This window comes from Micromonospora sp. HM134, from assembly GCF_007833915.1.
GTDB lineage: Bacteria > Actinomycetota > Actinomycetes > Mycobacteriales > Micromonosporaceae > Micromonospora > Micromonospora wenchangensis.
On sequence record NZ_CP041061.1, the window covers coordinates 3,155,810 to 3,180,557 of the forward strand.

At 72.9% G+C, this 24,748-nt stretch carries 20 protein-coding genes and 1 riboswitch; of the genes, 10 read left to right on the forward strand and 10 right to left on the reverse strand.

Annotation, left to right across the window (positions count from 1 at the left end; genetic code table 11):
* Nucleotides 1-9: 9 nt before the first annotated feature.
* Both FJK98_RS13695 and FJK98_RS13700 read left to right on the forward strand, forming a co-directional pair.
* On the forward strand, nt 10-369 hold the full coding sequence (locus FJK98_RS13695) for a nuclear transport factor 2 family protein (RefSeq protein WP_145919351.1): 360 nt from the start codon (nt 10-12) through the stop codon (nt 367-369).
* A 24-nt stretch (nt 370-393) separates the two neighbouring features.
* Nucleotides 394-795 carry a hypothetical protein gene (locus tag FJK98_RS13700; protein ID WP_145919352.1) on the forward strand — a complete coding sequence of 134 codons (402 nt, stop codon included), beginning with the start codon at nt 394-396 and terminating at the stop codon, nt 793-795.
* 33 nt (nt 796-828) lie between these two features.
* On the opposite strand, the gene FJK98_RS13705 is transcribed toward FJK98_RS13700, so the two are convergent.
* Entirely contained in the window at nt 829-2,214 is a 1,386-nt protein-coding gene (locus tag FJK98_RS13705) for a short-chain fatty acyl-CoA regulator family protein (RefSeq protein WP_168222457.1), read from the reverse strand.
* 239 nt (nt 2,215-2,453) lie between these two features.
* Between FJK98_RS13705 and aceA the strand changes: the two genes are divergently transcribed.
* From aceA to FJK98_RS13730, 5 genes are all read left to right on the forward strand, one after another.
* Nucleotides 2,454-3,725 (forward strand): isocitrate lyase, encoded by a 1,272-nt coding sequence (gene aceA / locus FJK98_RS13710; RefSeq protein ID WP_145919354.1) that lies wholly within the window; start codon nt 2,454-2,456, stop codon nt 3,723-3,725.
* Nucleotides 3,722-5,329 (forward strand): malate synthase A, encoded by a 1,608-nt coding sequence (gene aceB, locus FJK98_RS13715; protein WP_145919355.1) that lies wholly within the window; start codon nt 3,722-3,724, stop codon nt 5,327-5,329. The genes aceA and aceB overlap by 4 nt, the downstream gene beginning before the upstream one ends.
* 149 nt (nt 5,330-5,478) lie before the next feature.
* Nucleotides 5,479-7,020, forward strand: a complete 1,542-nt coding sequence (locus FJK98_RS13720) for a glycoside hydrolase family 43 protein (protein ID WP_145919356.1) — start codon at nt 5,479-5,481, stop codon at nt 7,018-7,020.
* A 232-nt stretch (nt 7,021-7,252) separates the two neighbouring features.
* Nucleotides 7,253-8,884, forward strand: coding sequence for an ABC-F family ATP-binding cassette domain-containing protein (locus FJK98_RS13725; RefSeq protein ID WP_145919357.1), 1,632 nt, complete (start codon nt 7,253-7,255; stop codon nt 8,882-8,884).
* Nucleotides 8,885-8,987: 103 nt separating this feature from the next.
* The gene (locus FJK98_RS13730) at nt 8,988-10,322 is read left to right on the forward strand and encodes a PIG-L family deacetylase (protein ID WP_145919358.1); all 1,335 of its coding nucleotides are present in this window, start codon (nt 8,988-8,990) and stop codon (nt 10,320-10,322) included.
* Nucleotides 10,323-10,384: 62 nt separating this feature from the next.
* Here the strand turns inward: FJK98_RS13730 and FJK98_RS13735 are convergent, their stop codons facing one another.
* The 3 genes from FJK98_RS13735 to FJK98_RS13745 form a co-directional block, all read right to left on the reverse strand.
* Nucleotides 10,385-11,362 (reverse strand): ribonucleotide-diphosphate reductase subunit beta, encoded by a 978-nt coding sequence (locus FJK98_RS13735; protein WP_228543325.1) that lies wholly within the window; start codon nt 11,360-11,362, stop codon nt 10,385-10,387.
* A gap of 53 nt (nt 11,363-11,415) precedes the next feature.
* Nucleotides 11,416-13,791, reverse strand: a complete 2,376-nt coding sequence (locus tag FJK98_RS13740) for a ribonucleoside-diphosphate reductase subunit alpha (RefSeq protein WP_145919359.1) — start codon at nt 13,789-13,791, stop codon at nt 11,416-11,418.
* Nucleotides 13,792-13,910: 119 nt separating this feature from the next.
* Nucleotides 13,911-14,124: riboswitch (cobalamin riboswitch) on the reverse strand.
* A gap of 28 nt (nt 14,125-14,152) precedes the next feature.
* A complete protein-coding gene (locus FJK98_RS13745) occupies nt 14,153-15,040 on the reverse strand; it encodes a helix-turn-helix transcriptional regulator (RefSeq protein WP_145919360.1) in 888 nt (295 codons plus the stop codon).
* Between the two features lie 127 nt (nt 15,041-15,167).
* Here FJK98_RS13745 and FJK98_RS13750 point away from each other — a divergent pair, with 127 nt between their 5' ends.
* Nucleotides 15,168-16,070 (forward strand): oxidoreductase, encoded by a 903-nt coding sequence (locus tag FJK98_RS13750; RefSeq protein ID WP_145919361.1) that lies wholly within the window; start codon nt 15,168-15,170, stop codon nt 16,068-16,070.
* 55 nt (nt 16,071-16,125) lie between these two features.
* A complete protein-coding gene (locus FJK98_RS13755) occupies nt 16,126-16,845 on the forward strand; it encodes a hypothetical protein (RefSeq protein WP_145919362.1) in 720 nt (239 codons plus the stop codon).
* A gap of 55 nt (nt 16,846-16,900) precedes the next feature.
* Here FJK98_RS13755 and FJK98_RS13760 read toward each other — a convergent pair whose 3' ends face one another.
* The 5 genes from FJK98_RS13760 to FJK98_RS13780 all read right to left on the reverse strand — a co-directional run bounded on the left by FJK98_RS13760 (nt 16,901) and on the right by FJK98_RS13780 (nt 23,276).
* The gene (locus FJK98_RS13760) at nt 16,901-17,494 is read right to left on the reverse strand and encodes a TetR/AcrR family transcriptional regulator (protein WP_145919363.1); all 594 of its coding nucleotides are present in this window, start codon (nt 17,492-17,494) and stop codon (nt 16,901-16,903) included.
* A 7-nt stretch (nt 17,495-17,501) separates the two neighbouring features.
* On the reverse strand, nt 17,502-19,880 hold the full coding sequence (locus tag FJK98_RS13765) for a PEP/pyruvate-binding domain-containing protein (RefSeq protein ID WP_145919364.1): 2,379 nt from the start codon (nt 19,878-19,880) through the stop codon (nt 17,502-17,504).
* Between the two features lie 126 nt (nt 19,881-20,006).
* Nucleotides 20,007-21,797, reverse strand: coding sequence for a cell wall metabolism sensor histidine kinase WalK (locus FJK98_RS34660; RefSeq protein WP_205789443.1), 1,791 nt, complete (start codon nt 21,795-21,797; stop codon nt 20,007-20,009).
* A complete protein-coding gene (locus tag FJK98_RS13775; RefSeq protein WP_194821796.1) occupies nt 21,794-22,483 on the reverse strand; it encodes a response regulator transcription factor in 690 nt (229 codons plus the stop codon). Before FJK98_RS13775 ends, FJK98_RS34660 begins: the two co-directional genes overlap by 4 nt.
* Before the next feature lie 232 nt (nt 22,484-22,715).
* Nucleotides 22,716-23,276, reverse strand: a complete 561-nt coding sequence (locus tag FJK98_RS13780; protein WP_145919365.1) for a hypothetical protein — start codon at nt 23,274-23,276, stop codon at nt 22,716-22,718.
* A 124-nt stretch (nt 23,277-23,400) separates the two neighbouring features.
* On the opposite strand from FJK98_RS13780, the gene FJK98_RS13785 reads away from it, so the two are divergent.
* Entirely contained in the window at nt 23,401-23,991 is a 591-nt protein-coding gene (locus tag FJK98_RS13785) for a DinB family protein (RefSeq protein ID WP_145919366.1), read from the forward strand.
* 46 nt (nt 23,992-24,037) lie between these two features.
* Here the strand turns inward: FJK98_RS13785 and FJK98_RS13790 are convergent, their stop codons facing one another.
* Entirely contained in the window at nt 24,038-24,703 is a 666-nt protein-coding gene (locus FJK98_RS13790) for a DUF2306 domain-containing protein (protein WP_145919367.1), read from the reverse strand.
* Nucleotides 24,704-24,748 lie beyond the last annotated feature (45 nt).

Sequence of the window (24,748 nt, forward strand, 5' to 3'; positions counted from 1 at the left end):
GGACCCTCCATGACCGACACCAGCCCGGTGGCGGCGTTCTTCGCCGCCTGTGACGCCGACGACCTGGACGCCGCCGCCGACTGCTTCGCCCCCGACGGCGTGTGGATCGTCGCGGCCGGCCCCGAACCGGGCCACACCTACCACCGCAAGGAGATACCCGGGTTCCTCGCCGAGATCATCGGCAAGCGCGACGAACTCGACGCCGCCGGCGCCCGCATGGTGTACGGCGACCGCATCGTCGTGGCGGACCGGGAGTTCCTGGAGTTCCGCTGCGAGTCCGCGACCGGCGAGGTGCTCGAACGGGGCGTGGACGTGTTCACGCTGCGCGACGGCAAGATCCTGGTCAAGGACGTCTTCCGCAAGGCCTGACCCCCAACACGGAAAGAGGCGACCATGTACGACAACCTCCACGAGATCCTCACCTCGTTCGGTGCGGACATCGACTTCGAGAACCCGAAGCTCGGGCAGAGCGGGTGGTACAAGGCGGACCTGGTGGTCCCGGACGAGGGCCGGGTGGGCACCGTCGACGGCGGGTACCGGCTGGTCCTGCACCGTGAGTCCGACGGGATGCCGATGGTGCACCTGTCGGAGACGCTGTCGTTCCCGCAGGGGGACGTGCACGTGCAGGCGTGGGCGGAGTTTCCCAACCTGAGCAACGGCGACTGGTTGTACTGCCCGGCGGTGGGGATCAGCGGGGAGCTGACCGGCCGGCAGGGCTTCCGCCAGTGGCGCCCGGTGGAACTGGGCAAGCTCGCCGAAGCCAAGGTGATCCTCTTTACCAGCCCCACCTCGTGACGTCCGCGCGCCCGTTCCGGCCCGCCGCCGGGATCAGCCCTTCAACGGGTACGGGATGAAGGTGCTGCGGTTCTCGTCCAGGTCGAGCCGGCCGCTGATCGGCGCGGCGGCCCGCTGCGGGCAGGTCATCCGCTCGCAGGTCTTGCACCCCGGGCCGATCGAGGTGACGGCGTCGGCGTCGTACAGGTCGATGCCCCGGGAGTAGACCAGCCGGTCGGCGTGCCGGATCTCGCAGCCGAGCCCGATCGCGTAGACCTTGCCGGGCTGGTTGTAGCCGCCGTGGTGCCGGGTGATGGTGCGGGCGATCCACAGGTAGCGCTGCCCGTCGGGCATCGCGGCCACCTGCACCACCACCCGGCCGGGCGCGCTGAACGCCTCGTAGACGTTCCACAGCGGACAGGTGCCGCCGGTGAGCGAGAACGGGAAGCCGGTGGCGGACTGGCGTTTGGACAGGTTGCCGGCCCGGTCGACCCGGACGAACGAGAACGGCACCCCGCGCGCCCGGGGCCGTTGCAGCGTGCTGAGCCGGTGGCAGACGGTCTCCCAGCCCATCGTGAAGTGCTGGGTGAGCAGGTCGATGTCGTACCGGTGCTGTTCGGCCGCCGCGAGGAACGGCCCGTACGGCAGGATCAGCGCGGCGGCGAAGTAGTTGGCCAGGCCGACCCGGGTGAGGATCTGGGTCTGCGGGTCGTCGAACCGTTCCTCCTCCACGATCTCGTCGATCACGTCGGCGTACTCCAGCAGGGCGATCTGCGCCGCCATCCGCATCGCCTCCTGCCCGGCCCGCAGCGACGTCGACAGGTGCAGGGTGCGGGTCTGCGGCCGGTAGCGGTGCAGTTCGTCGCCGAGCAGGGTGGCGTCGTCGCGGCGTACCTGCACGCCGTGCCGCTGGGCGAGCCGGTCCTGGAGGGTGGACCGGACCTCGCCTCGGCGCATCCCGATCGTCGCGGCGAGCCGTTCGGCCGCCTCGTCCAGATCCGGCACGTAGTTCTGCCGCCGGTAGAAGAACTCGGTCACCCGGTCGTGCGGGCTGCGCCCGACCGTCTCCCGGTCGCCCAGCAGTTCGGCGAGCTGCTCGTCGGCCTGCCGGTAGCGGCGGTGCAGGTCGAGGACGGCCTCCGCGACCTCGGGCAGCCGGGTGGCGAGTTCGGTGAGGTCGGCGACGCCCGGCCGGCCGGGCAGCGCCTCGCGCAGCCCGGCGACCAGCCGGGGCGTGTCCCGGGGGGCGAAGACCGTCGGGTCGACGCCGAACACCTCGGTGATGCGCATCAGCACCGGCACGGTCAGCGGCCGGGTGTCGTGCTCGATCTGGTTGAGGTAGCTGGGCGAGATGTTGAGCAGCCGGGCCAGCCGGGACTGGCTCAACGCGCGGTCCTCGCGCATCCGGCGCAGCCGGGCACCCGCGAAGGTCTTGCTCACCACGCTCACCTCCCCGCTGCTCTTTCGGCAGCCCAGCACCCCTTGGCAGAGTGCGAATATACCTGTTCGCAACTTCGCAGAACCGGGTGTGAACTTCTCAGAACTTGGCTTCTTCCGTCCCTCGACCACGCCCCGGACCCCGTGTGACCGTGGGTGACACGCCGGTCGGGCGACGCGTTCGCACCGCCGGACGGCACGACGGCCGGTGCCGGCGTCACGACATCCGAGGAGACGAGATCATGCAGAACGCCGTGGAGCGGTTGCGTACCGAGTGGGAGACCGACCCCCGCTGGCAGGGGGTGCGCCGCAGCTACCGCGCCGAGGACGTGGTCCGCCTGCGCGGGGCCGTCCAGGAGGAGCACACCCTGGCCCGCCGTGGGGCGGAGCGGCTGTGGCGGCTGCTGCACACCGAGGACTACGTCCACGCCCTGGGCGCGCTCACCGGCAACCAGGCCGTGCAGATGGTCCGGGCCGGGCTCAAGGCCATCTACCTCTCCGGCTGGCAGGTGGCCGCCGACGCCAACCTCGCCGGGCACACCTACCCCGACCAGAGCCTCTACCCGGCCAACTCGGTGCCCGCCGTGGTGCGCCGGATCAACAACGCGCTGCTGCGCGCCGGGCAGATCACCACCGCCGAGGGCGACGACGACGGCATCGACTGGCTCGCGCCGATCGTCGCCGACGCCGAGGCCGGCTTCGGCGGCCCGCTCAACGCCTACGAGCTGATGACCGCCATGATCGGGGCCGGCGCGGCGGGCGTGCACTGGGAGGACCAGCTCGCCGCCGAGAAGAAGTGCGGCCACCTGGGCGGCAAGGTGCTCGTCCCGACCGGCCAGCACGTCCGTACCCTGGAGGCGGCGCGGCTCGCCGCGGACGTGGCCGGGGTGCCGTCGGTGGTGATCGCCCGCACCGACGCGCAGGCCGCCACGCTGCTCACCACCGACGTCGACGAGCGGGACCGGCCGTTCGTCACCGGCGAGCGCACCGCCGAGGGGTTCTACCGGGTGCGCAACGGCATCGAGCCGTGCATCGCCCGGGGCCTGGCCTACGCCCCGCACGCCGACCTGCTGTGGATGGAGACCTCCACCCCCGACCTGGCGGTGGCCCGCCGCTTCGCCGAGGCGGTCAAGGCCGAGTACCCGGACCAGCTCCTCGCCTACAACTGCTCGCCGTCGTTCAACTGGCGCAAGCACCTCGACGACTCGACCATCGCGAAGTTCCAGCGGGAACTCGGCCACCTCGGCTACCGGTTCCAGTTCATCACCCTGGCCGGCTTCCACGCCCTCAACTACTCGATGTTCGACCTGGCCCGGGGTTACGCCGCCGACGGCATGTCCGCCTACGTGGCGTTGCAGGAGCGGGAGTTCGCCGCCGAGGCATCCGGCTACACCGCCGTCAAGCACCAGCGTGAGGTCGGCACCGGCTACTTCGACCTGATCAGCACCGTGCTCAACCCGGCCGCCGAGACCACCGCCCTGCGCGGCTCCACCGAAGAGGAGCAGTTCGCATGAGGTACGAGATCATCGGCCCGCTGGCCGACCGGTTCGACGAGGTCCTCACCCCTGCGGCGCTGGAGTTCCTGGTCGCGCTGGACAGTGAGTTCGCCGCCCGCCGGGTGGCCCTGCTGGACACCCGCCGGGCCCGCCGGGACCGCTACGCCACCGGCCAGTTCCCCGACTTCCTGCCGGAGACCGCCGCGATCCGCGCCGACCCGGACTGGCGGGTCGCCCCGCCGGCACCGGGGCTCCAGGACCGGCGGGTCGAGATCACCGGCCCGACCGACCGCAAGATGACTGTCAACGCGCTCAACTCCGGGGCCCGGGTGTGGCTCGCCGACTTCGAGGACGCCACCGCACCGACCTGGCACAACGTCATCTCCGGCCAGCTCAACCTGATCGACGCCCTGGACCGGCGGATCGACTTCACCGACCCGCGCGGCAAGCGGTACGCCCTCGGCGCGCAGCTCGCCACGATCGTCGTCCGGCCACGCGGCTGGCACCTGGTGGAGAAGGGCATCGTGGTGGACGGCCGGCCCATCTCGGCCAGCCTGGTCGACTTCGGGCTCTACCTGTTCCACTGCGCGCAGCGGCAGCTCGACGCGGGCGCCGGGCCGTACTTCTACCTGCCGAAGCTGGAAGGGCACCGGGAGGCACGGCTGTGGAACGACATCTTCGTCTTCGCCCAGCAACGCCTCGGCCTGCCCCGGGGCACCATCCGGGCGACCACGCTGATCGAGACGATCACCGCCGCCTTCGAGATGGAGGAGATCCTCTACGAGCTGCGGGAACACTCGGCGGGGCTGAACGCCGGCCGGTGGGACTACATCTTCAGCGTGATCAAGAACTTCGGGCAGTGGGCCGACTTCGTCCTGCCCGACCGGTCCGAGGTCACCATGACGGTGCCGTTCATGCGGGCGTACACCGAGCTGCTGGTGGCGACCTGCCACCGGCGCGGGGCGCACGCGATCGGCGGGATGGCCGCGTTCATCCCGAGCCGGGACCCGCAGGTCAACGAGGTGGCCCTCGACCGGGTCCGGGCCGACAAGCGGCGGGAGGCCGGCGACGGGTTCGACGGCTCCTGGGTGGCCCACCCGGGCCTGGTCGACACCTGCCGTCGGGAGTTCGACGCGGTGCTGGGTGACCGCCCGCACCAGCTCGACCGGCTGCGGGACGACGTCGCCGTCACCGCCGCCGACCTGCTCGCCGTCGACAAGACCCCCGGCCGGGTCACCGCCGCCGGGGTGCGGGCCAACATCGCCGTCGCGGTGCGCTACGTCGACGCGTGGCTCGGCGGCACCGGCGCGGTGGCGCTGGGGAACCTGATGGAGGACGCGGCGACCGCCGAGATCGCCCGCTGCCAGGTCTGGCAGTGGCTGCACCACGGCACCCCGCTGGCCGACGGCGGCTGCGTGACCGAGGACCTGGTCCGGTCGGTCCTCGCGGAGGAGTTGGCCGCCCTGGTCGCCGGGCGCGACGGCGAGGACCGGGAACGGGCCGGCCGGGCGGCGCGGATCGTCGAGGACACCGCCCTCGGCGAGGACCTGCCCGCGTTCTTCACCACCGGCGCGTACGCCCGGCACCTCGGCCCGGTCCGGCGTCCCGTGCCGGTGGGCTGACCCGTCACCGCGCGGCCGGGAGGCGGCCCGACGGCCCCTCCCGGCCGGTGCCGGCCCGGCGGCCGGCGTCGGGTGGGGCAGCAGGCGGTGCCGCCCCGTGGGATCGTGAGCGGGTATCCATCCTGATCACGATCCCAGGGGGTTGGTGGATGAATCCGGTCGGGGCCGACGCGGTGACCGGGGGTGCGGCCGGCTGGGGCGACGGCACCTTCGCCAACCCGGTGCTGGCCGGCTTCCATCCCGACCCGAGCGTCTGCCGGGTCGGCGACGACTACTACCTGGCCTGCTCCAGCTTCGAGTACTTCCCCGGGGTGCCGCTGTTCCACAGCCGGGACCTCGTGCACTGGGAGCAGATCGGCAACGCGCTGGACCGGCCCGGTCAGCTCACCCTGCCGGTCGACATGCCGTCGTCGGCCGGGGTGTACGCGCCGACCCTGCGCCACCACGACGGCCGGTTCTGGCTGATCGTGACCAACTGCGCGGACGGCGGCGGCACCCTGATCTGCACCGCCGCCGACCCGGCCGGCCCCTGGTCGGACCCGGTCCGGGCACCCGGGGTGGACGGCATCGACCCCGACCTCGCCTGGGACGACGACGGCACCTGCTGGTGCACGTACGCCGGGATCGGGCAGGTGCGCCTCGACCCGGAGACCGGACGCACCCTCGGCCCGGTCCGGCGGCTGTGGTCCGGCGCGGCGGGGGCGCAGGCCCCGGAGGCGCCGCACCTGTACCGGATCGGTGACCACTGGTACCTGCTGATCGCCGAGGGCGGCACCGAACGCGGGCACGCCGTCTCGATCGCCCGCGCGACCAGACCCGACGGCCCGTACGAGCCGGGCCCGGCCAACCCGATCCTCACCCACCGGGGCACCCACCGGCCGATCCAGAACACCGGCCACGCCGACCTGGTCGAGGGGCCCGACGGATCGTGGTGGCTGGTGCTGCTCGGGGTCCGCCCCGGCGGCGGCACCCCCGGCTGGCACGTGCTCGGGCGGGAGACGTTCCTGGCCCCGGTGACCTGGGTCGACGGCTGGCCGGTGGTCGGCGCGGTCACGCCGACGATGGCCGCCCCGCCGTGGGCCGCGCACCCCGTCGCCCCGCCGCCCGTACGCGACGACTTCGACGCCGACCGGCTGCACCCCCGCTGGGTGTCGGTGCGGTCCCGGCCGGCGGAGGTCTGGTCGTTGGCCGAACGGCCCGGCTGGCTGACGCTGCGGGCCCGGGGCACGTCGCCGGACGCGCCGGACGTCACGTTCGTCGGCCGCCGCCAGCAGCACCCGTCATGCCGGGTCGGGACCGTGGTCGATCCGGGCGACGGGCGCGGCGGTCTGGTGGTCCGCCTGGACGAACGGCATCACTACGACATCGAGGCGGGCGGCGGCGCGGTGCGGGTCGTGGCCCGGATCGGATCGGTGCTGTCGACGCTCGCCACCCGGCCGGTCGGGCCCGGCCCGGTCCACCTGCGCGTCGAGGTGCTCGCCCCGGCCCCCGGCGACTGGCACCCCGCCAAGGAACCCGACCAGCTCCGGCTCGGCGTCGAGCGCCCGGACGGGACCTTCGACGTGTTGGCCGAACTCGACGGCCGGTACCTGTCGACCGAGGTCGCCGGCGGCTTCACCGGCCGGGTCATCGGCATGTACGCGGCGGATGGCGTCGTCGCGTTCGACTGGTTCGACTACGCGCCGCGCTAGCCCGCCTGCGCCGGGCGTGCGTCGGCCCGCCCGCGCCGGGCCGACCGGGTTATTCTGGTCGGGTCGACCAGGACAGGGAGCAGACCGTGGCAGGTGACGACGACATCTCCGGGTGAACACCCGGCTGCGGTGACCGACGGGGACGATCCCCCGCCGCGTCGCCCATGTCGTCCTGCCCTGTTCACCCCGGGCAGCGCCTACGCGCCCGGATCACCTGTCTCCGAGGTCCGTCATGTCTGACAGTTTCGTCGTCTGCTCCAACCTGTCCTTCTCCTGGCCGGATGACACCCCGGTCGTCGAGGACCTGTCGTTCTCCCTTCCCGGTGGCCGCACCGGCCTGGTCGCGGCGAACGGGGCCGGCAAGTCCACCCTGCTGCGGCTCATCGCCGGCGAACTGCGCCCCACCGGGGGCAGCATCACCGTGGAAGGGGTGCTGGGCTACCTGCCGCAGCACCTGCCGTTCGCGATGCGGCAGACCGTGGCCGAGGTGCTCGGGGTCGACCGCGTCGTCGCCGCGCTGCACGCCATCGAGGCCGGTGACGCCGCCGAGGAGCACTTCGCCACCGTCGGCGACGACTGGGACGTCGAGGACCGCACCCGTCTCGCCCTCGACCGGCTCGGCCTGACCGGGGTGACGCTGGACCGCCGGCTCGGCACCCTCAGCGGCGGTGAGGTGGTTTCCCTCGGCCTCGCCGCCGAACTGCTCAAACGGCCCGACGTGCTGCTGCTCGACGAGCCCACCAACAACCTCGACCGACCGGCGCGGGCGCGCCTGCTCGCCGTGCTGCGGTCCTGGCCGGGTGCGCTGCTCGTGGTCAGCCACGACCGGGAACTGCTGGACGAGATGGACCGCATCGCCGCCCTCGACCACGGCGGGCTCCGCTGGTACGGCGGCAACTTCACCCACCACGAGCAGGTGGTACGGGTCGAGCGGGAGGTCGCCGAGCGGCAGGTGCGTCAGGCCGAACAGGACGTGAAACGGCAGAAGCGGGAACTCCAGCAGGCCCGCGAGCGGGCGGCCCGCCGGGCCTCGACCGCCGCCCGGAACCTGTCCGACGCGGGGCTGCCCCGGATCGTCGCCGGCAACCTCAAGCGGGAGGCGCAGGTGTCGGCGGCCAGGGCCCAGGACGTGCACACCGCCCGGGTCGGCGACGCCCAGGCCCGGCTGGACCAGGCGAGCGGGGCCGCCCGCCGCGACGACCACCTCGTCCTCGACCTGCCGGACACGACGGTGCCCACCGGCCGGACCGTCTTCCACGGCGAGGGGATGCGGGCCGGATACGACGGCCGGCCGGTCTTCGCCGGTGCGGGGGTCGGCCTGGACATCCGGGGACCGGAACGAATCGCCCTGACCGGGCCGAACGGTGCGGGCAAGTCGACGCTGCTGCGGCTGATCGGTGGGCGGCAGGAACCGGACTCCGGCACCGCCACCCGGGCCCAGGGTCGGGTGGCGTACCTGTCGCAGCGCCTCGACCTGCTCGACCCGGACCGTACGGTCGCGGAGAACCTCGCCGGGTTCGCGCCGGCGCGGGCCGAGGCGGAGCGGATGAACCTGCTGGCCCGGTTCCTGTTCCGGGGTGCCCGCGTCCACCTGCCGGTCGGCGCGCTGTCCGGTGGCGAACTGCTGCGCGCCACCCTGGCCTGCGTCCTGTTCGCCGAGCCGGCACCGCAGCTGCTCCTGCTCGACGAGCCCACCAACAACCTGGACCTGGTCAGCGTGGCGCAGTTGGAGAGCGCGCTGCTGGCGTACCGGGGGGCGTTCGTGGTGGTCAGTCACGACGACCGGTTCCTCGCCGGGATCGCCGTGGACCGCTGGCTCCGGTTGGCCGACGGCCGGCTCACCGAGACGGGGCCGCCGCGCTGACCCGGCCCGGCCGTCCGACGCCGGGGGCCGTCGTGACGGGGCAGAGGTTGACGTTCGTCCATGGTAGAAAGAGGACGCACGCTACTGCTACGGGGAGGTAACCGTGCGTCACTTTGTCATGCGAACAGTTCGCCGTCGTCCGGCCCGGTGGTCGCTGGCCGTCGGGGTGGTGGCCGCCTGCGCGGCGGCTACCCTGGTCGGCCCGCCGGCCGCCCAGGCCGGGCCGGGCTGCCCGGCCGGAGCGATCATGAACGTGGTCGCCCACCAGGACGACGACCTGCTCTTCCTCAGCCCGGACCTGCTGCACGACGTGCAGGCCAACCGCTGCGTCCGCACGGTCTTCGTCACGGCGGGCGACGCCGGCCGGGACAGCGCCTACTGGACCGGCCGGGAGACCGGGGCGCGGGCGGCGTACGCCCAGATGGCCGGGGTCGCCGACACCTGGACCCAGGCGGACGCCGGGATCAGCGGGCACCCGATCCCGATCTTCACCCTCACCGCCAAGCCCACCGTGTCGCTGGCCTTCCTCCGGCTCCCGGACGGATACCCCGGCGGCACCGGCCATCCGAACACCGGTTCGCAGAGCCTGCAGAAGCTCTGGCTCAACGACATCTCGTCGATCACGTCGCTGGGCGCCGGCGCGTCCAGCTACAGCCGCTCCGGCCTGACCACCACCCTGGCCGGGCTGATGGCCGCCTACCAGCCGACCGCCGTCAACACCCAGGACCACGCCGGTGGGTTCGGCGACGGTGACCACAGCGACCACCACGCCGCGGCCTACTTGGCCCAAGCCGCCGAGCAGGCGTACGTCGGTTCGCCGACGTTCACCGGCTACCACGACTACAAGATCAAGAACTATCCGGCGAACCTGGGGTCGACCGACGTCGCCGCCAAGTCCGCGGCCTTCTTCGCCTACGGCCAGTACGACGACGGGGCCTGCACCAGCCTGCCCACCTGCGCCGGCCACGACTACCCGTACTTCCTCCAGCGGCAGTACAAGGTCCTCGGCCCCAACCTGGCCCGGACGGCCACCGTCACCGCGACCAGCCAGGACACCGGCAGCGGGCAGACGGCGGCCAAGGCCGTCGACGGGGTGATCGCCGGCTGGCCCGACGACCCGACCCGGGAGTGGGCGACCGTCTACGGCGGCGTCGGCACCCAGCTCACCCTGAGCTGGCCGGGCCCGCGCACCATCCGCCGGGTCGTCCTCTACGACCGGCCCAACCCCAACGACCAGATCACCGGCGGCACCCTGCTGTTCAGCGACGGCACCTCCACGGCCGTCGGCGCCCTGGACAACAGCGGCGGCCCGACGGAGATCATTCTCCCGGCGGCGAAGACGGTGACCAGCGTCAAGCTCACCGTCACCGGGGTCGGCGGCGGCACCGTCAACGTCGGCCTCGCCGAGATCGAGGTGTTCGGCAACGCCGGCCCCTGACCGACGGCCAGGCCCGGCCCGGTGGTCGCACGCCCCACCGGACCGGGCCCCGGCCACGCCGGTCAGAAGTCGTCGTCGAAGGTGACGCTGCCGCTGACCCCCACCTGGTACGCCGACACCCGCCGCTCGAAGAAGTTCGACAGCTCCTGCACGTCCTGCAGATCCATGAACGCGAACGGGTTCTGCGCCCCGTAGCGCGGCGCGATGCCGAGCTGGGCGAGCCGCCGGTCGGCGACGTGCTCCAGGTAGGCCCGCATGTCCTTAAGTGACAGCCCGGACACGCCCTGGTCGAGCAGGTCCTCGGCGAACTGCACCTCGCACTCGACGGCCTCGGCGAGCATCTCGGTCACCTGACGTTCCAGCTCGGCGTCGAACAGGTCCGGCTCCTCCCGCCGGGCGGTCTCCACCACGTCGAAGGCGAACGCCATGTGCATCGACTCGTCGCGGAACACCCAGTTGGTGCCCGACGCCAACCCGTTGAGCAGGCCCCGGGACCGCAGGAAGTAGACGTAGGCGAAGGCCCCGTAGAAGAACAGCCCCTCGATGCAGGCGGCGAAGCAGATCAGGTTGAGCAGGAACGCCCGCCGGTCCGCGCGGGTACGCAGCTCCCGCAGTTCGAATACCGAGTCGATCCAGCGGAAGCAGAACTCGGCCTTGCGCCGGATCGACGGGATGTTCTCGATGGCGGCGAACGCGGCGAACCGTTCCTGCTCGTCGGGCACGTACGTGTCGAGCAGGTTCAGGTAGAACTGCACGTGCACGGCTTCCTCGAACAGCTGCCGCGACAGGTAGAGCCGGCCCTCCGGTGAGTTGACGTGCTGGTAGAGGTTGAGCACCAGGTTGTTGGCGACGATCGTGTCACCGGTGGCGAAGAACGCCACCAACCGGGACACCAGATGCCGCTCGGCCGGCGACAGCCGCTCCAGATCGGCCAGGTCGGAGTGCAGGTCGACCTCCTCCACCGTCCAGGTGTTGCGGATGGCGTCCCGGAACCGGTCGAAGAAGTGCGGGTAGCGCATCGGCCGCAGGGTGAGGTCCATGCCGGGGTCGAGCAGCAGCTGCCGCCCGGCGGTGCGGGGTTCGTCGACGGTGGTCACTGGCACGCCTCGCAGCTCTCGGGGTTCTCCAGGGAGCAGGCGAGCGCCTCGGCGTCGGCCGCGACGACCGGGGCGACGGTGACGGTGGCCTGCTGGATCCGGGTCGCCGGACGCGACCGCAGGTAGTAGGTGGTCTTCAGCCCGGACTTCCAGGCGTGCAGGTACATCGAGGACAGCTTGCCGATGGTAGGCGCGCTGAGGAACAGGTTCAGCGACTGCGACTGGTCGATGTACGGCGCCCGCGCGGCGGCCAGGTCGATCAGCGCCCGCTGTGGCAGCTCCCACGCGGTACGGAACAGCTCCCGCACCTCGGCGGGCAGGTCGACGATCCCCTGCACCGAACCCTCGGCCCGCTTGATCTGGTCGCGGATCTCCGACGTCCACAACCCGCGCGCCTTCAGCTCCCGCACCAGGTACGTGTTGATCTGGAGGAACTCCCCGGACATGGTCTCCCGCTTGAACAGGTTGGACACCTGCGGCTCGATGCACTCGTAGCAGCCGGCGATCGACGCGATCGTGGCGGTCGGGGCGATCGCCACCAGCAGCGAGTTGCGCAGGCCGTGCGCCGCGATCCGGGTGCGCAGCGCGACCCACCGGTCGACCTGGGTGGGTTCGACCCCCCACAGGTCCGGGTGCAGGTCACCCCGGGCGGCCCGGGTCTCGGCGTACGCCGGGTGCGCGCCGAACCGTTCGGCGAGACCGGTCGACGTCTCCAGGGCGGTCAGGAAGATCTCCTCCTGGACCCGGGTGGACAACTCCCGGGCCCCGGCCGAGTCGAACGGCAGCCGCAGCGCGAACAACGCGTCCTGAAGCCCCATCAGCCCCAGCCCGACGGGCCGCCAGCGCGGGTTCGACACCGCCGCCTGCTCGGCCGGGTAGTAGTTGATGTCGATCACCCGGTCCAGGAACACCACCGCCGTGCGGACCGTCCCGCGCAGCTTGTCCCAGTCGACGCCGTCGTCGGTGAGGTGCGCGCCCAGGTTGACCGACCCGAGGTTGCACACCGCCGTCTCGGTGTCGCTGTTGACCTCCAGGATCTCGGTGCACAGGTTGGACAGGTGGATCGTGTTGCCCGGCACGCCGGTCTGGTTGGACAGCCGGTTCGCCGGGTCCTTGAACGTCATCCACCCGTTGCCGGTCTGCGCCAGGGTGCGCATCATCCGCCCGTACAGGTCCCGGGCCCGCACCGTGCGGACCGCCTTCTTCTCGGCGACCCGGTACGCGGCGTCGAACTCCTCGCCGTACAGGTCGGGCAGCTCCGGGGCGTCCGACGGGTCGATCAGCGACCACTCGCCGTCGGCCTCGACCCGGCGCATGAACTCGTCGGGGATCCAGTTGGCCAGGTTGAGGTTGTGGGTACGCCGGGCCTCCTCGCCGGTGTTGTCCCGCAGCTCCAGGAACTCCTCGATGTCCGGATGCCAGGGTTCCAGGTAGACGCAGGCCGCCCCCTTGCGCCGGCCGCCCTGGTTGACCGCCGCCACCCCGGCGTCGAGGGTCTTCAGGAACGGCACGATCCCGTTCGACCTGCCGTTGGTGCCCCGGATCAGCGCGCCCCGGCCGCGCACCCGCGTGAAGGAGATGCCGATGCCGCCGGAGAACTTCGACAGCTTCGCCACCTGGTGGTAGCGCTCGTAGATCGAGTCCAGTTCGTCGCGCGGCGAGTCGACCAGGAAACACGACGACATCTGGGTGTGCCGGGTGCCCGAGTTGAACAACGTCGGGGAACTCGGCAGGTAGGCCAGCGACGACATCAGCCGGTAGAACCCGACCGCCTCGTCGGGCGTGCTGGACAGCCCGCAGGCCACCCGCAGCAGCCAGTACTGCGGCGTCTCCACCACCAGCCGCGACTGCGGGTGCCGCAGCAGGTAACGGTCGGCCACCGTACGCAGCCCGAAGTACTCGAACCGCAGGTCACCGGCCGGGTCGACGGCGTCGTCGAGCTGCCGGGCGTGCCGGGCCACGAACGCGGCGGTGTCGTCGGCGATCAGGCCGAGGCCGTGGGCGTACCGGATGGACTCGCTGAACGAGGTCACCTCCTGCCCGCGTACCTCCTTCTCCACGTACGCGGCCAACAACCGCGCTGCCAGCCGGGAGTACTGCGGTTCCGTGCCGATCAGCTCCGCCGCCGTCTGGATCGACAACTTGTCCAGCTCGGCGGTGGTCGCCCCGTCGTAGAGGCCGCTGATCGTCCTGGTGGCCACCCGCAGCGGGTCGACCTCGTCCAGGTCGGCGGCCCATCGGGCGACGGCCGTGACGATCCGGTTGACGTCCACCGGCTCGGTGTCGCCGTCGCGCTTGCGTACCCGCATCGCCGGCCGGCGTGGCCCCGCGCCGTCGACATCGGACGGTAGGCTCTCCGCTACGTTCGTCATGACCTCTCCTCGCTGTCACCGATGGCCATCGGACGCGGGAGAACGCCAACGGGCGCGGCACGGCGGCCGGCCCGGGTGCTGGCGTCGGTCGTCCCGCGCGACCTCCGACCGCCGCGCGCAGCAGCGCACGGCGCACTGGCAGGTCTTCGGACTCGCGGGCGTGACCGGGTCCGGTCGCCTACTGGCCGTCGCTTCCCAGACCTCGCGGTCCAGTGCTCGATGACGGCGGTCGTTCCCACTTACCGCTGCGGGGCAGTCCCGGATTCCCACCGGGTTCCCTGTTGCCTCGACCGGACCACCGGGCCCGGTCGAACCAGCTGCGTGGCACACCATATATGGCGTGGATGGGGGAGAGGCAACACTAGATGTCGCGTCGGCGTGTCGGATAACTCTCATCCGACCGGCCGGTTGCCCGCAGTGACGCCAGCAGCCGCAGCGCGTCGGCGTCGGCGCTGCCCGGCTCGGCGGTGAAGACCAGCATGACCGGGCCGGGGTTGCCGGGCAGCGGGTAGGTGTCCCAGTCCAGGACGATGTCACCGACCTCGGGGACCTGGAAGGTCTTGGTGCCGTTGACCGATCCGCGCACGTCGTGCCGGGACCACAGCCGCCGGAACTCGGCGCTGCGGATGCTCAGCTCGCCGACGACGGCGGTGGCCCGGGGGTGGGTGGGGTCGGTGGCGACGGCGGCGCGCATCATGCCGATGTAGTCCATGGCCTGCCGCTCCCAGGCCGCGCAGCGCCGGGCACCGGTCGCCGCCTCGTCGAACATCAGCAGCAGCATGTTGAGCCGGTCCGGCGGGTAGCCCGCCGGGTCGCCGAGCAGCGCCACCGCCCACGTGTTCCAGGCGAGCAGGTCCAGGTGGCGGCCGAGCACCACCGCCGGGGTGTCCATCACCCGCAGCAGCCGCCGGGTGCTCTCCGGCACCCGCTCCGGGCCGTGGTCGACCCGGGCGGGCAGCGGCCGGCGGGCGGCACGGGCCAGGGTGAACAGGTGCCGGCGTTCCGCGTCGTCGAGGCCGAGCGCGGCGGCGAGCCCGTCCAGCACGTCGTCGGACGGGCGTACCTCCCGGCCCTGCTCCATCCGCTGGTAGTAGTCGGTGCTCAACCCGGCCAGCAGCGCCAGCTCCTCGCGGCGCAGCCCGGTGACCCGGCGTCGCCCGCCCGGCTCCAGGCCGACGTCGCGGGGGTGCAGCCGGCCGCGCCGGGCGCGCAGGAAGTCACCGAGTTCACGGGCGTACGGGTGGGTCATGTCGCCAGTGTGGCGCGGCCCGGACCGGCGCGGGTAGGTCTGCGGGACCTAGGCAACCGGGTACGACCGGTCCCGCCCGGCCGGCCCCTAGCGTCGGCGGTCCCACCCGACCGTCAGGGAGCAGCAGATGACCTGGACCGCCGACCACATCCCCGACCAGCACGGCCGCACCGCCGTCGTGACCGGCGCGAACTCCGGCCTCGGCCTGGTCACCGCCACCGCCCTGGCCCGCCGGGGCGCGCGGGTCGTGCTCGCCGTGCGCGACACCGCCGCCGGCCGGCAGGCCGCCCGTCACATCGGCGGCGACGCCGAGGTACGCGAACTGGACCTCGCCTCCCTCGCCTCGGTACGGGAATTCGCCGCCTCGCTGGCCGCCGACCGTCCGGTGCTCGACCTGCTGGTCAACAACGCCGGTGCGGTGCTGCTCGGCCCGCGCCGGACCAGCGTCGACGGCCACGAGCTGCACCTCGCCACCAACCTGCTGGGGCACTTCGCGCTGACCGGTCTGCTGCTGGGCAATCTGGGTGCGGCGCGGGCGGCCCGGGTGGTCAGCCTCAGCTCGATCACCCACCGCAGCGCGCACCTGGACTTCACCGACCTGATGGGGGAGCGCGGCTACCGGGGTGCCGGCGCGTACGGCCGGTCCAAGCTCGCCACCACCGTCTTCGGCATCGAACTGGACCGCCGGCTGCGCGCCACCGGATCGCCGGTGCTCAGCGTGCTGGCCCATCCCGGTGTCACCCGCACCAACCTGACCCCCCGGGCCTGGTCCCACCAGGGCCGGCGCGGCCGGGTGATCGCCCGGCTCGGCCTGCTGGCCACCCAACCGGTCGAGCAGGGTGCGCTGCCCCAACTGCGCGCCGCCACCGACCCGCAGGTCCACGGCGGCCAGTTCTTCGGCCCGGCCCGGTTCTTCCAGACCCGGGGGCCGGTCACCGAGGTGCGGGCCAGCCGGGAGGCCACCGACCCCGCCGTCGGCCGGCGGCTGTGGACGGCGGCCGAGGAACTGACCGGCGTCCGCTATCTCTGACGCAGGGCCGCACTAGCATGGCTGCGGTCGGTGACGGCGGTGGAGACGAGGCGACATGGGATGGCTCGGGCGGGTGCTGGGCGGCGGGGGCCGGCAGGTCCAGGACGATCCGGTCCGGCAGGCGGCGCTGTCGGCCGAGGTACGGCAGCGCTTCGGCGCGCACCTGGCCGTCCGCCCGGCCGAGCAGGTGGCGGCGATGGTCCGGCTGCTCGACGACGGCGACGGCCTGGCGGTGGCGGCCTCGATCGTCGGTGAGTTCGCCGACGCCGCCCACGCGGACCTGCTGGCCCAGACGGCGGAGCTGTACCGGCGTACCGGCCAGCGGTTCCCGGTGGACCGGCGCAACTACCGGCCGCTGTGGCGCGAGGCGGGTGGCCGGCTGCACTGGCCGCTGTTCGCGCTGCCGGGCGGCCTGCACCCGTACGTGCACGTCGCCGCCGCCACCACTGTCGTCGGCACCCGGGCGGCGCAGTTCGTCCGGGGCACCGACCCCCATCCGCTGCTCGCCCGCCTGTTCGAGGTGCTCGACCTCACCACCTGCGGCTGGGAGTACGGCCGGGTGCGGGTGGACCACGACGGGGCGTCGCTGGTCGGTCGACTGATCTCGACCACCCGGGACGTCCGGGCGGCGATGAAGGAACCTCCGTCGCTGCCGCCGTCGGTGCGGGAACTCATGCGCACCAACCGGACGGTCGACGTCTTCGACCTCACCGGCGACCGGGTGGTCGGCACGATCAACGTGGGCGGCGAGCTGCGGCCGGCCCTGCTCACCTGACGTCGCCGGGGGTGGACGCCGACGGCGTCCACCCCCGGCTGCCGGTCAGCTGCGGTCAGGCGAAGAGCAGGTCCAACTGGTGGTCGAGGACCGCGGTCGCCTGCGCCGGGGTGTACTGCCCGCCGAGCAGGTACACCCCCAGCCCCTCCACCATCGCCAGCAGCCCCGCCGCGGCCTCCGACGCCGCCTCCGCCCGGCCGGCGAGCGGTGCCGGTGGCTGCGGCAGCAGCCCGGCGATGAACTCCACCAGTTGCGCGGTGTCCGGCCGCAGCCCGGGGGCCGCCGCCGGGTGCAGGGCGGTCCAGGAGAGGAACGCCAACGCCACCCGCCCGTCCCCGCGTGCCGCCTCGTCCAGCGGCAGCAACGCCGCCAGCAGGGTGCGCAGCAACAGCCGGGGCTGCGGGTCCGGGCCGAGTGCCGCGACCGCCGCCTCGACCCGGGCCCGGCCCCGGTCACGGACGACGGACAGCGCGAACGCCATCATCTCGTCCTTGGTGGTGAAGTAGTGCTGCACCATGCCGGCGGAGACCCCCGCCTCGGCGGCCACGTGCCGCAGGCTCACCGCCTCCAGACCCCGGTCGGCGGCGACCCGCATGAGCGCGTCCGCGATCAGCGTGCGCCGCTGACGGGGATCGACCTTCCTGGGCATCGGGGGCCTACCGCGCCGTCGTCACGGTGCCGGCCGCACCGTCCACGGTGATCACCTGACCGGTGACGATCCGCGACGTGGCGCCCGGCACGCTGATCACGGCCGGAATGCCGTACTCGCGGGCCACCGTGGGGCCGTGCGCCATGATCGCGCCGGTCTCGGTGACCAGCGCCCCGGCGGTCAGGAACAGTGGCGTCCAGCCCAGGTCGGTGGTGGCGGTCACGAGGATCTCCCCGGGTTCGAGGTGCGCGGTGGCCGGGTCGGTGATCACCCGGGCCGGGCCGGTCACCCTACCCGTCGCCGCCCCCACGCCCCGCAGCAGACCTGCCCCGTCGGCGGGGGCCGGCAGGGTGCTCTCCACGTCGGTCCCGTCGGACAGCAGCGCCACCGGCACCGCCCGGCGGCGCAACTCGCGCCGGTGCGTCGCCCGTCGTCGCGCGACCAGCCCGGTCAGGTCGGCACCGTCGAGGGCCGCCTCGACCTCGTCGAGGGTGAGGAACATGACGTCGTCCGCCGTCGGGAACAGCGTCGCCCCGATGAGCAGCAACTGCTCGCGTACGGTCCGGAGCCGGTACAGCCCGGCGAACTTGCCGGACTCCCGCAGCCCCGCCAGCCGTCGTGCCCGCCGCAGCAGGAAGACCGCGATCCGGCCCCGCACCGGGCGACGTCGGCGGACCCGGGAGGCCAGCTCGTCCAGCGCGGCCCCGGCAGCTGCGGCGGCCTCGGCGAAGCGCCGGTCGGGTGCCTGCGCGGGATCGGTCAGCCGCAGGTAGTTGGCGATCACCGCGAAGACCGGGGTGGGGTCCTCGGCCCAGCGCGGCACCCCGACGTCGGCCTCGGCCGCCGCCCGGTGGCCGTACCGGGACAGGAAGGTGGACAGCCCGATCTCGGGGAGCGCGCCCCGCAGGTACCGGGCCGACAGCTCGGCCGGTGGCGTGCCGAGGAGCAGCTCGCGGTGCTCGCGGGCGGCGCAGGCGAGCGCCCACAGCGCGAGGTCCATCTCGATGGTCACGTTGTGCGGGACGCCGCGCAGCACGGCGTGGACGTCGTCCTCGGTGGCGACCCCCTTGAGCAGGTGGGCGGGCAGGGCCGAGGCGAGCATCCCGGCCACGATCGGCCAGGTGATGTCGTCGGCGGCACCGTCGTCGCCGTCGCCGTGGTCACGGACGAACCGCAGCCGCTCGTGGGCCGTCCGCAGGTGCGGCGACGCCGTCGACTCGGCCCGTAGCCGGTCGACGGCCGCGAGCAGCCGGTGCCGTGCCGCGTCCGGTCGGGCCAGCGCCCGCAGGATGCCCCGTAGTGCCCGCAGGGCCGTACCCAGCGAGGCGTCCGCCGGGCGGCGGGACCTGCCGGGGGACGGTGCGAACCGGGGGTCCCGCAGGACGTGTTCCATCACGGCCTGAGCGCGGGGTCCGAAGTCGACGGCCATCAGCCGGACGAGCCGCCGGCGGCTGGCCGGCCGGCGGACCAGGTCGGTCAGGTCGCCGTAGAGCCGCCCGCCGATGTCCACGATCTCCACCCGCATCCCGAGCGAGGCGACCATGGCGGCGATCACCCTGCGCAGCGTGGACACGCCCATCGGGGTGACCGGTCGCAGCATCCCCTGCACGTTGCCGAACTCGACGTACACCCGAAGGTCGTCGGTCTGCGGCGGCAGCGGGAACAGCGTGGTGACCGGCCGCGACTGGAGCAACCACAGCGTCCCGTCGTGGTCGAGGGCCCACTCGACGTCCTGCGGCGTGCCGAAGTGCGCCTCGATCCGCCGGCCGGCGGCCCACAGCGCGTCCCGCCACCCGGGCTCCGGCCGCCGCCCGTCGCTGCCGGCCGGGCCGGTCAGGACGACGCGCGTCACGTCGGTGCGGCCGTCGACGACCGTCGTGCCCGGGCCCGGCCCGACCTCGACGAGCATCTCGGTGCGGTTGCCGGTGACCGGGTTCGCCGTGTAGAGCACGCCGGCCCGGGCCGGGGTGACCATCCGCTGCACCACCACCGCCATGTGCACGTCGGCGGGGTCGCTCCCGCGTGCCTCCCGGTAGGCCGCCGCCCGGCTGCCGTGCAGCGACTTCCAGCACGTGCCGATCGCCGCCACCAGGTCCGCCTCGCCCTCGACGTCCAGCACCGTGTCGTACTGGCCGGCGAAGCTGGCGTCCGGGAGGTCCTCGTCGGTCGCGCTCGACCGCACCGCCACCGGGCCGCCGCCCAGCCGCGCGTACGCCGCCCGGACCTCGTCCTGCGGAACCACCCCGGCCCGGTGCGCCTCGGTGGTCACGCAGAACCCCTCCGGCACCCGCTCGCCGGCGCGGATCAGCTCGCCGAGTCCGGCCGCTTTGCCGCCGACCGGCGGGACCAGGCCGGCATGTGCCTCGGACAGGGGGATCACCGACACCTGCGCCTCCCTTTGCAATACGACTGCATTGCAAAAGAAGGTACGCGGGTTACAGTGCAACTGCAACGCAAAAAGTCGCCCGTACCCGGAAGGCGGCGTGGGCGGGAGCGAGGGACGGCGGCGGGCTCAGCCCCGGGCCGGAACGACGATCGGCAGCCGGACGGTGAACGTGCTGCCCCGGCCGAGGACGCTCTCGACGCCGATCGTGCCGCCGTGCGCCTCGGCGAGCTTGCGGGCGATCGACAGCCCGAGCCCGCTGCCGCCGGTGCTGCGGGTGCGGGAGTCGTCGGCCCGCCAGAACCGGTCGAAGATCTTGGCCTGGTCGGCGGAGGCGATGCCGGTGCCGGTGTCGGACACGGCGATGGTGAGCTGGTCGTCGCGTACCTCCAGGCGCACGACGACCGAACCACCCGCCGGGGTGTGTCGCACCGCGTTGGCGACGATGTTGCCGACGATCTGGCGCAGCCGGGCACCGTCGACCGCCATCTCCAGGTCGACGCCCACCGAGGTGCCCAGCCGCACCCCGGCCGCCTCGGCGGCCCCCCGGTGTGCCTCGACGACCTGCTCCAGCAGGTCGGCCACGAAGTACGATTCACGGTGGATACGCAGGTCACCGGCGTCGGCGGCGGCCAGGTCACGCAGGTCGTCGATGATGTGTTGCAGCAGCAGCGCCTCGTCGAGCAGCAGGGTGAGCAACTGAGTGTCGAGCTGCGCGAGGCCGTCCTGCGCGGCCTCCAGCCAGCTGCGCATGTTGGTCAACGGCGTCCGCAACTCGTGCGCCACGTCGCTGACCATGCTCCGGCGCAGCGCCTCGGTCTGCTCCCGCCGGGCGGCGAGATCGTTGAGCGCGGTGGCCAGCAGGCCGATCTCGTCGCGGGTGGTCACCGGAACCCGGGCCGGTTCGTCCATCGGCTGCCGGGTCGCGTCGGTGAGCGCCCGCAACGGCCGGACCAGCCGCCGCCCGACCAGCACGGTGATCAGCACGGTGGCCACCAGCACCGCCCCGGTCACCTGGGCGATGCGGACCACGTTGGCCCGGGACAGGTTGAACACCGGCTCGGAGCCGCCCTGCGTCTTGTCGGTGACGAACAGCAGCGCCGGTGGCGCCACGTACGCCCGGAGCTGGGCCGTCCGGGCCTTCTGCAGACAGCCGGCGACCTGCTCGTCGAAGCGGGTGTCGCGGCTCGGTGCCGCAGTCCGGTCGGCGCGGATGTCGACCCGGGTCGGTTCCCCCAGCTCCTTCAAGCAGGTCTTGGTCAGGGTCTCCAACTGGGCGATCCCGGCGGCCTCGCTCGGCATCGGGCGGGTCAGCTCGTCGGGCAGGCAGAACCCGACGATGCCCCGGTCCTTCGGGTCGCTCACCTGCACCGAGGCGCGGCCGGCCGGATCCACCACCACCCGCGCGTCCGCCCTGGACTCGGCACGCACGCAGCCGAGCTGCCGCTCGGCCAGCTCCCGGATGGTGCTGCTCTCCCGCTTGGTCAGCCGGTACGGCCCGACCGCGCGCGGATCGACCCGCTCGGTCCCGCCGGTCAGGCCCAGGTCGACCTGCAACGGGTCGACGGTCGCCGACGGCCGGGCCGTCTGCAACGACGGGCCGTCCGGGGCGGAGTCGGCGATCACCTGCCGGTCCGGGGTCATCAGGGTGATCCGCCGTTCGAGCCGGTCGGCCCGTTCGGCGAGCACCGCGTCGACCCCGCTCCAGTCCCGGTGGGTCGCCGCGTGATCCAGTAGCGTGTCGTAGATGCTCTTGTCGTCGGCGAGCGAGCGGCCCTGCTCCTGGCGGATCGCCCGGGTGGTCGACTGCACGGCCAGCCAGGTCGTCGCCAGGATCGCGCAGATCGCGACCAGCAGCGAGGTGGCCAGCAGCCGCACCACCAGGCTGCGGTGCAGGGGTACCCGCTGCCGTCGGGTCACGACGCGCCGGCGCTGAGCTTGTAGCCGACGCCGTAGACGGTCAGCAGCTGCTGCGGCCGGCGTGGGTTCAACTCGATCTTGCGGCGCAGGTTCATCACGTGGACGTCGATGGTGCGTCCGGTCGACTCCCGGTCGACGCCCCGGGTGTGTTCGAGCAGTTGCACCCGGCTGAACACCCGGCCGGGCTGCCGGATCATCGCGGCGAGGATGGCGAACTCCCCGGCGGTGCAGTCGACCGTGGTGTCCCCTGCGGTGACCAGGCGTCGGGACTCGTCGACGGCGAGCCGCCCGAGCCGGTGCACCGGTGACTCCTGGGGCGTCGTGCGTACCCGCCGCAGCAGGGTGCGTACCCGGGCCACCAGCTCACGCGGGCTGTACGGCTTGGTCATGTAGTCGTCGGCACCCAGGTCCAGTCCGCGCAGCAGGTCGTCCTCGGCGGACCGGGCGGTCAGCATCAGCACCGGCACGTCCGACTCCTGCCGGAGGATCCGGCAAACCTGCATGCCGTCCAGTCTCGGCAGCATCACGTCGAGCAGGAGAAGGTCGAACGCCTGCTCCCGGGCCTGGCGCAGCGCCGTCTCGCCGTCGGCCACGACCGTCGCCCGGTGACCCGCTGCGGTGAGGTAGCGGCGCAGCGCCTCGGCCTGCCGCGGATCGTCCTCCGCGAGCATCACGTGTGCGCACATGCTGGGGAATATAGAGCAGGTCAGGGGGGTCGCGAATCCGGCGGAAGGTGGTGGCACCGGGCACCTCACGATCGGTGTGCAGTTCGGCGGGCGGGTGGCGGGGAGATCCGGCGATCGTGAGAAGAAGGTCATGCCCGGCCCTGACCGGTTCCTGACAAACCGGTGGCAGGATCGCCCTGCGGACGACCGTCGGCGGCGTCGCCCGGGGTGGGCGACGCCGCCGGGTGCGCGGTCACTTCCGCTTCGCGGCGACCTCGCGTTCACACGCCGGGGAGTACTTCAACCCCTTGGAGATCGACTCGGAGTCGTTGTTCTTGCCGCCGAAGGCCCAGCCCGTGCCGTCGGAGCCCACCTCGACGTACCGGACGCCCTTGCCCTTGAGGCACTTGACGACGTCCCGGGCGAAGTCCTTCGCCTCCGGGTTGGCCGGGTCGAACTCCCAGGGCGGTAGCGGCATCAGCTGCTCACAGGCCTTGGACGCCTCGCTGGTCCCGTTCGAGCTGGTGCCGTCGCTCCGGAGCTTGGCGATGTCGACGCCGTGGTCGGCCATGCACTTCACGTACGGTTTGAGGCGTTCCTTCTGGTCCTCCGGGGTGTCGTCGAGGCGTTCCCGTGGCCGCTCGGCCTGCGGTGACGTCGCCGACGCGGCGGGGGTGGGCGCGCCGGTCTGGAGGGTGGCCACCTCCGCCTCACCGGTCTTGCCGACGGCCGCGGGCTGTTCCTCGTCGGCGGTCGAGCACCCGCCGATCAGCAGTACGGCGCTGCACAGCGCAGCCATCAGTTGCTTCCTCATCGTCACGCCTCCGGTCAGCTCTGTGGCGATCTCGCCGGGGCCCAGCATCACCGTCGACTGTCAGGAAGCTGTTTGCCGCGACGGGCCCCCACGGGTGTCGTACCGGTGGGGCAGACTGACGGGCATGGCGGAACGGGACGATCCGAAGGCGGCACTGCGGCACTACCTCCAGGCCACCCGCGACGACCTGGTGTGGAAGCTGGACGGGCTCGACGAACGCGAGGCCCGGCTGCCCCGCACCGCCACCGGCAACAACCTGCTGGGCCTGCTCAAGCACTGCCTGAACGTCGAGGCCGGCTACTTCGGCCCCACCTTCGGCCGGACGTTCCGGTCCCCCGGCGAACTGGTCCCCATGGCGGCGTACGACGAGGACCCGCAGGCGGACTGGTACGCGCGGGCGGACGAGACGAAGGACGGCCTGATCGACCTGTACCGCCGGGTGGCCGAGTTCGCCGACCGGACGATCGCCGAGTTGCCGCTCGACGCGCCGGGGCGGGTGCCGTGGTGGCGACCGGGGCACCAGGACGTGACCCTGCACCAGATCATCATCCACGTGACCTGCGACCTCGCCCGGCACGCCGGCCACGCCGACATCCTGCGCGAGCAGCACGACGCGGCGATCGGTTGGCGACGGGAGAACCCGAACGTCCCCGACGACCAGGACTGGCCGGCGTACGTCGCCAGGCTGACCGCGCTCGCCGACCGGTTCGCCTGACCCGCCGACCGGCCCACCCCGGCGAGGGGACGCTCCGTCCCGCCCGTTATCCCGTGGCGGCGAGCGTCGCCGGGCGGGTCGCCGTGACCGGGCCGGGTCGCCGCCGGATCAGCCACTCGGCGACGAGCAGGTTGAGCGTCCAGGCCGCCCCCATGAGCAACGCCCGCGACAGCTCGGTCGTCGGCCCCACCGCCAGCATCCAGGTCGACAGCAGCACGCCCTGGGTCCCCGCGCCCTGGGCGATCGCGTAACCCCGCATCATCCACGCCCGGTGCTGGTGCAGGCGTCGCCGTCGGACGGCCACGAAACCGGCGGCGACGGCGACGAACATGCCGGCGGCGAACAGGTAACGCAGCACCATGAGCAGCGGGCCGTCACCCGGTGGCAGCGGATAGGTGGCGTTCATCCACCACCCGGTCGCGGCCACCATCAGTCCACAGCCGACCAGCAACCGGCCCGCCCGGCGGTGCCAGGCCCGGTGGCGGTGCCGGAAGCCCGGCGCGAACTGGAACGCCCCCAGCAGGCTGAAGGTGACGGCGGCGGCGATGTGCAGCAGCACCGGGACCGGCGCGGCGAAGAAGCGTTCGTTGGCGGGGGTCACCTCGGCCCCACCGGAGAGGGCGGCCACCCGCAGCGCGCCGCCGAAGGTGGGGACCGCGCTGAGCGCGCTGAGCCCGGTGAGGAGGGGCCAGTCCCGTCGTCGCGTCGTCATGACCCGAGCATGGCGACCGGACCCGGCCGGCTCATCGGTCCACGG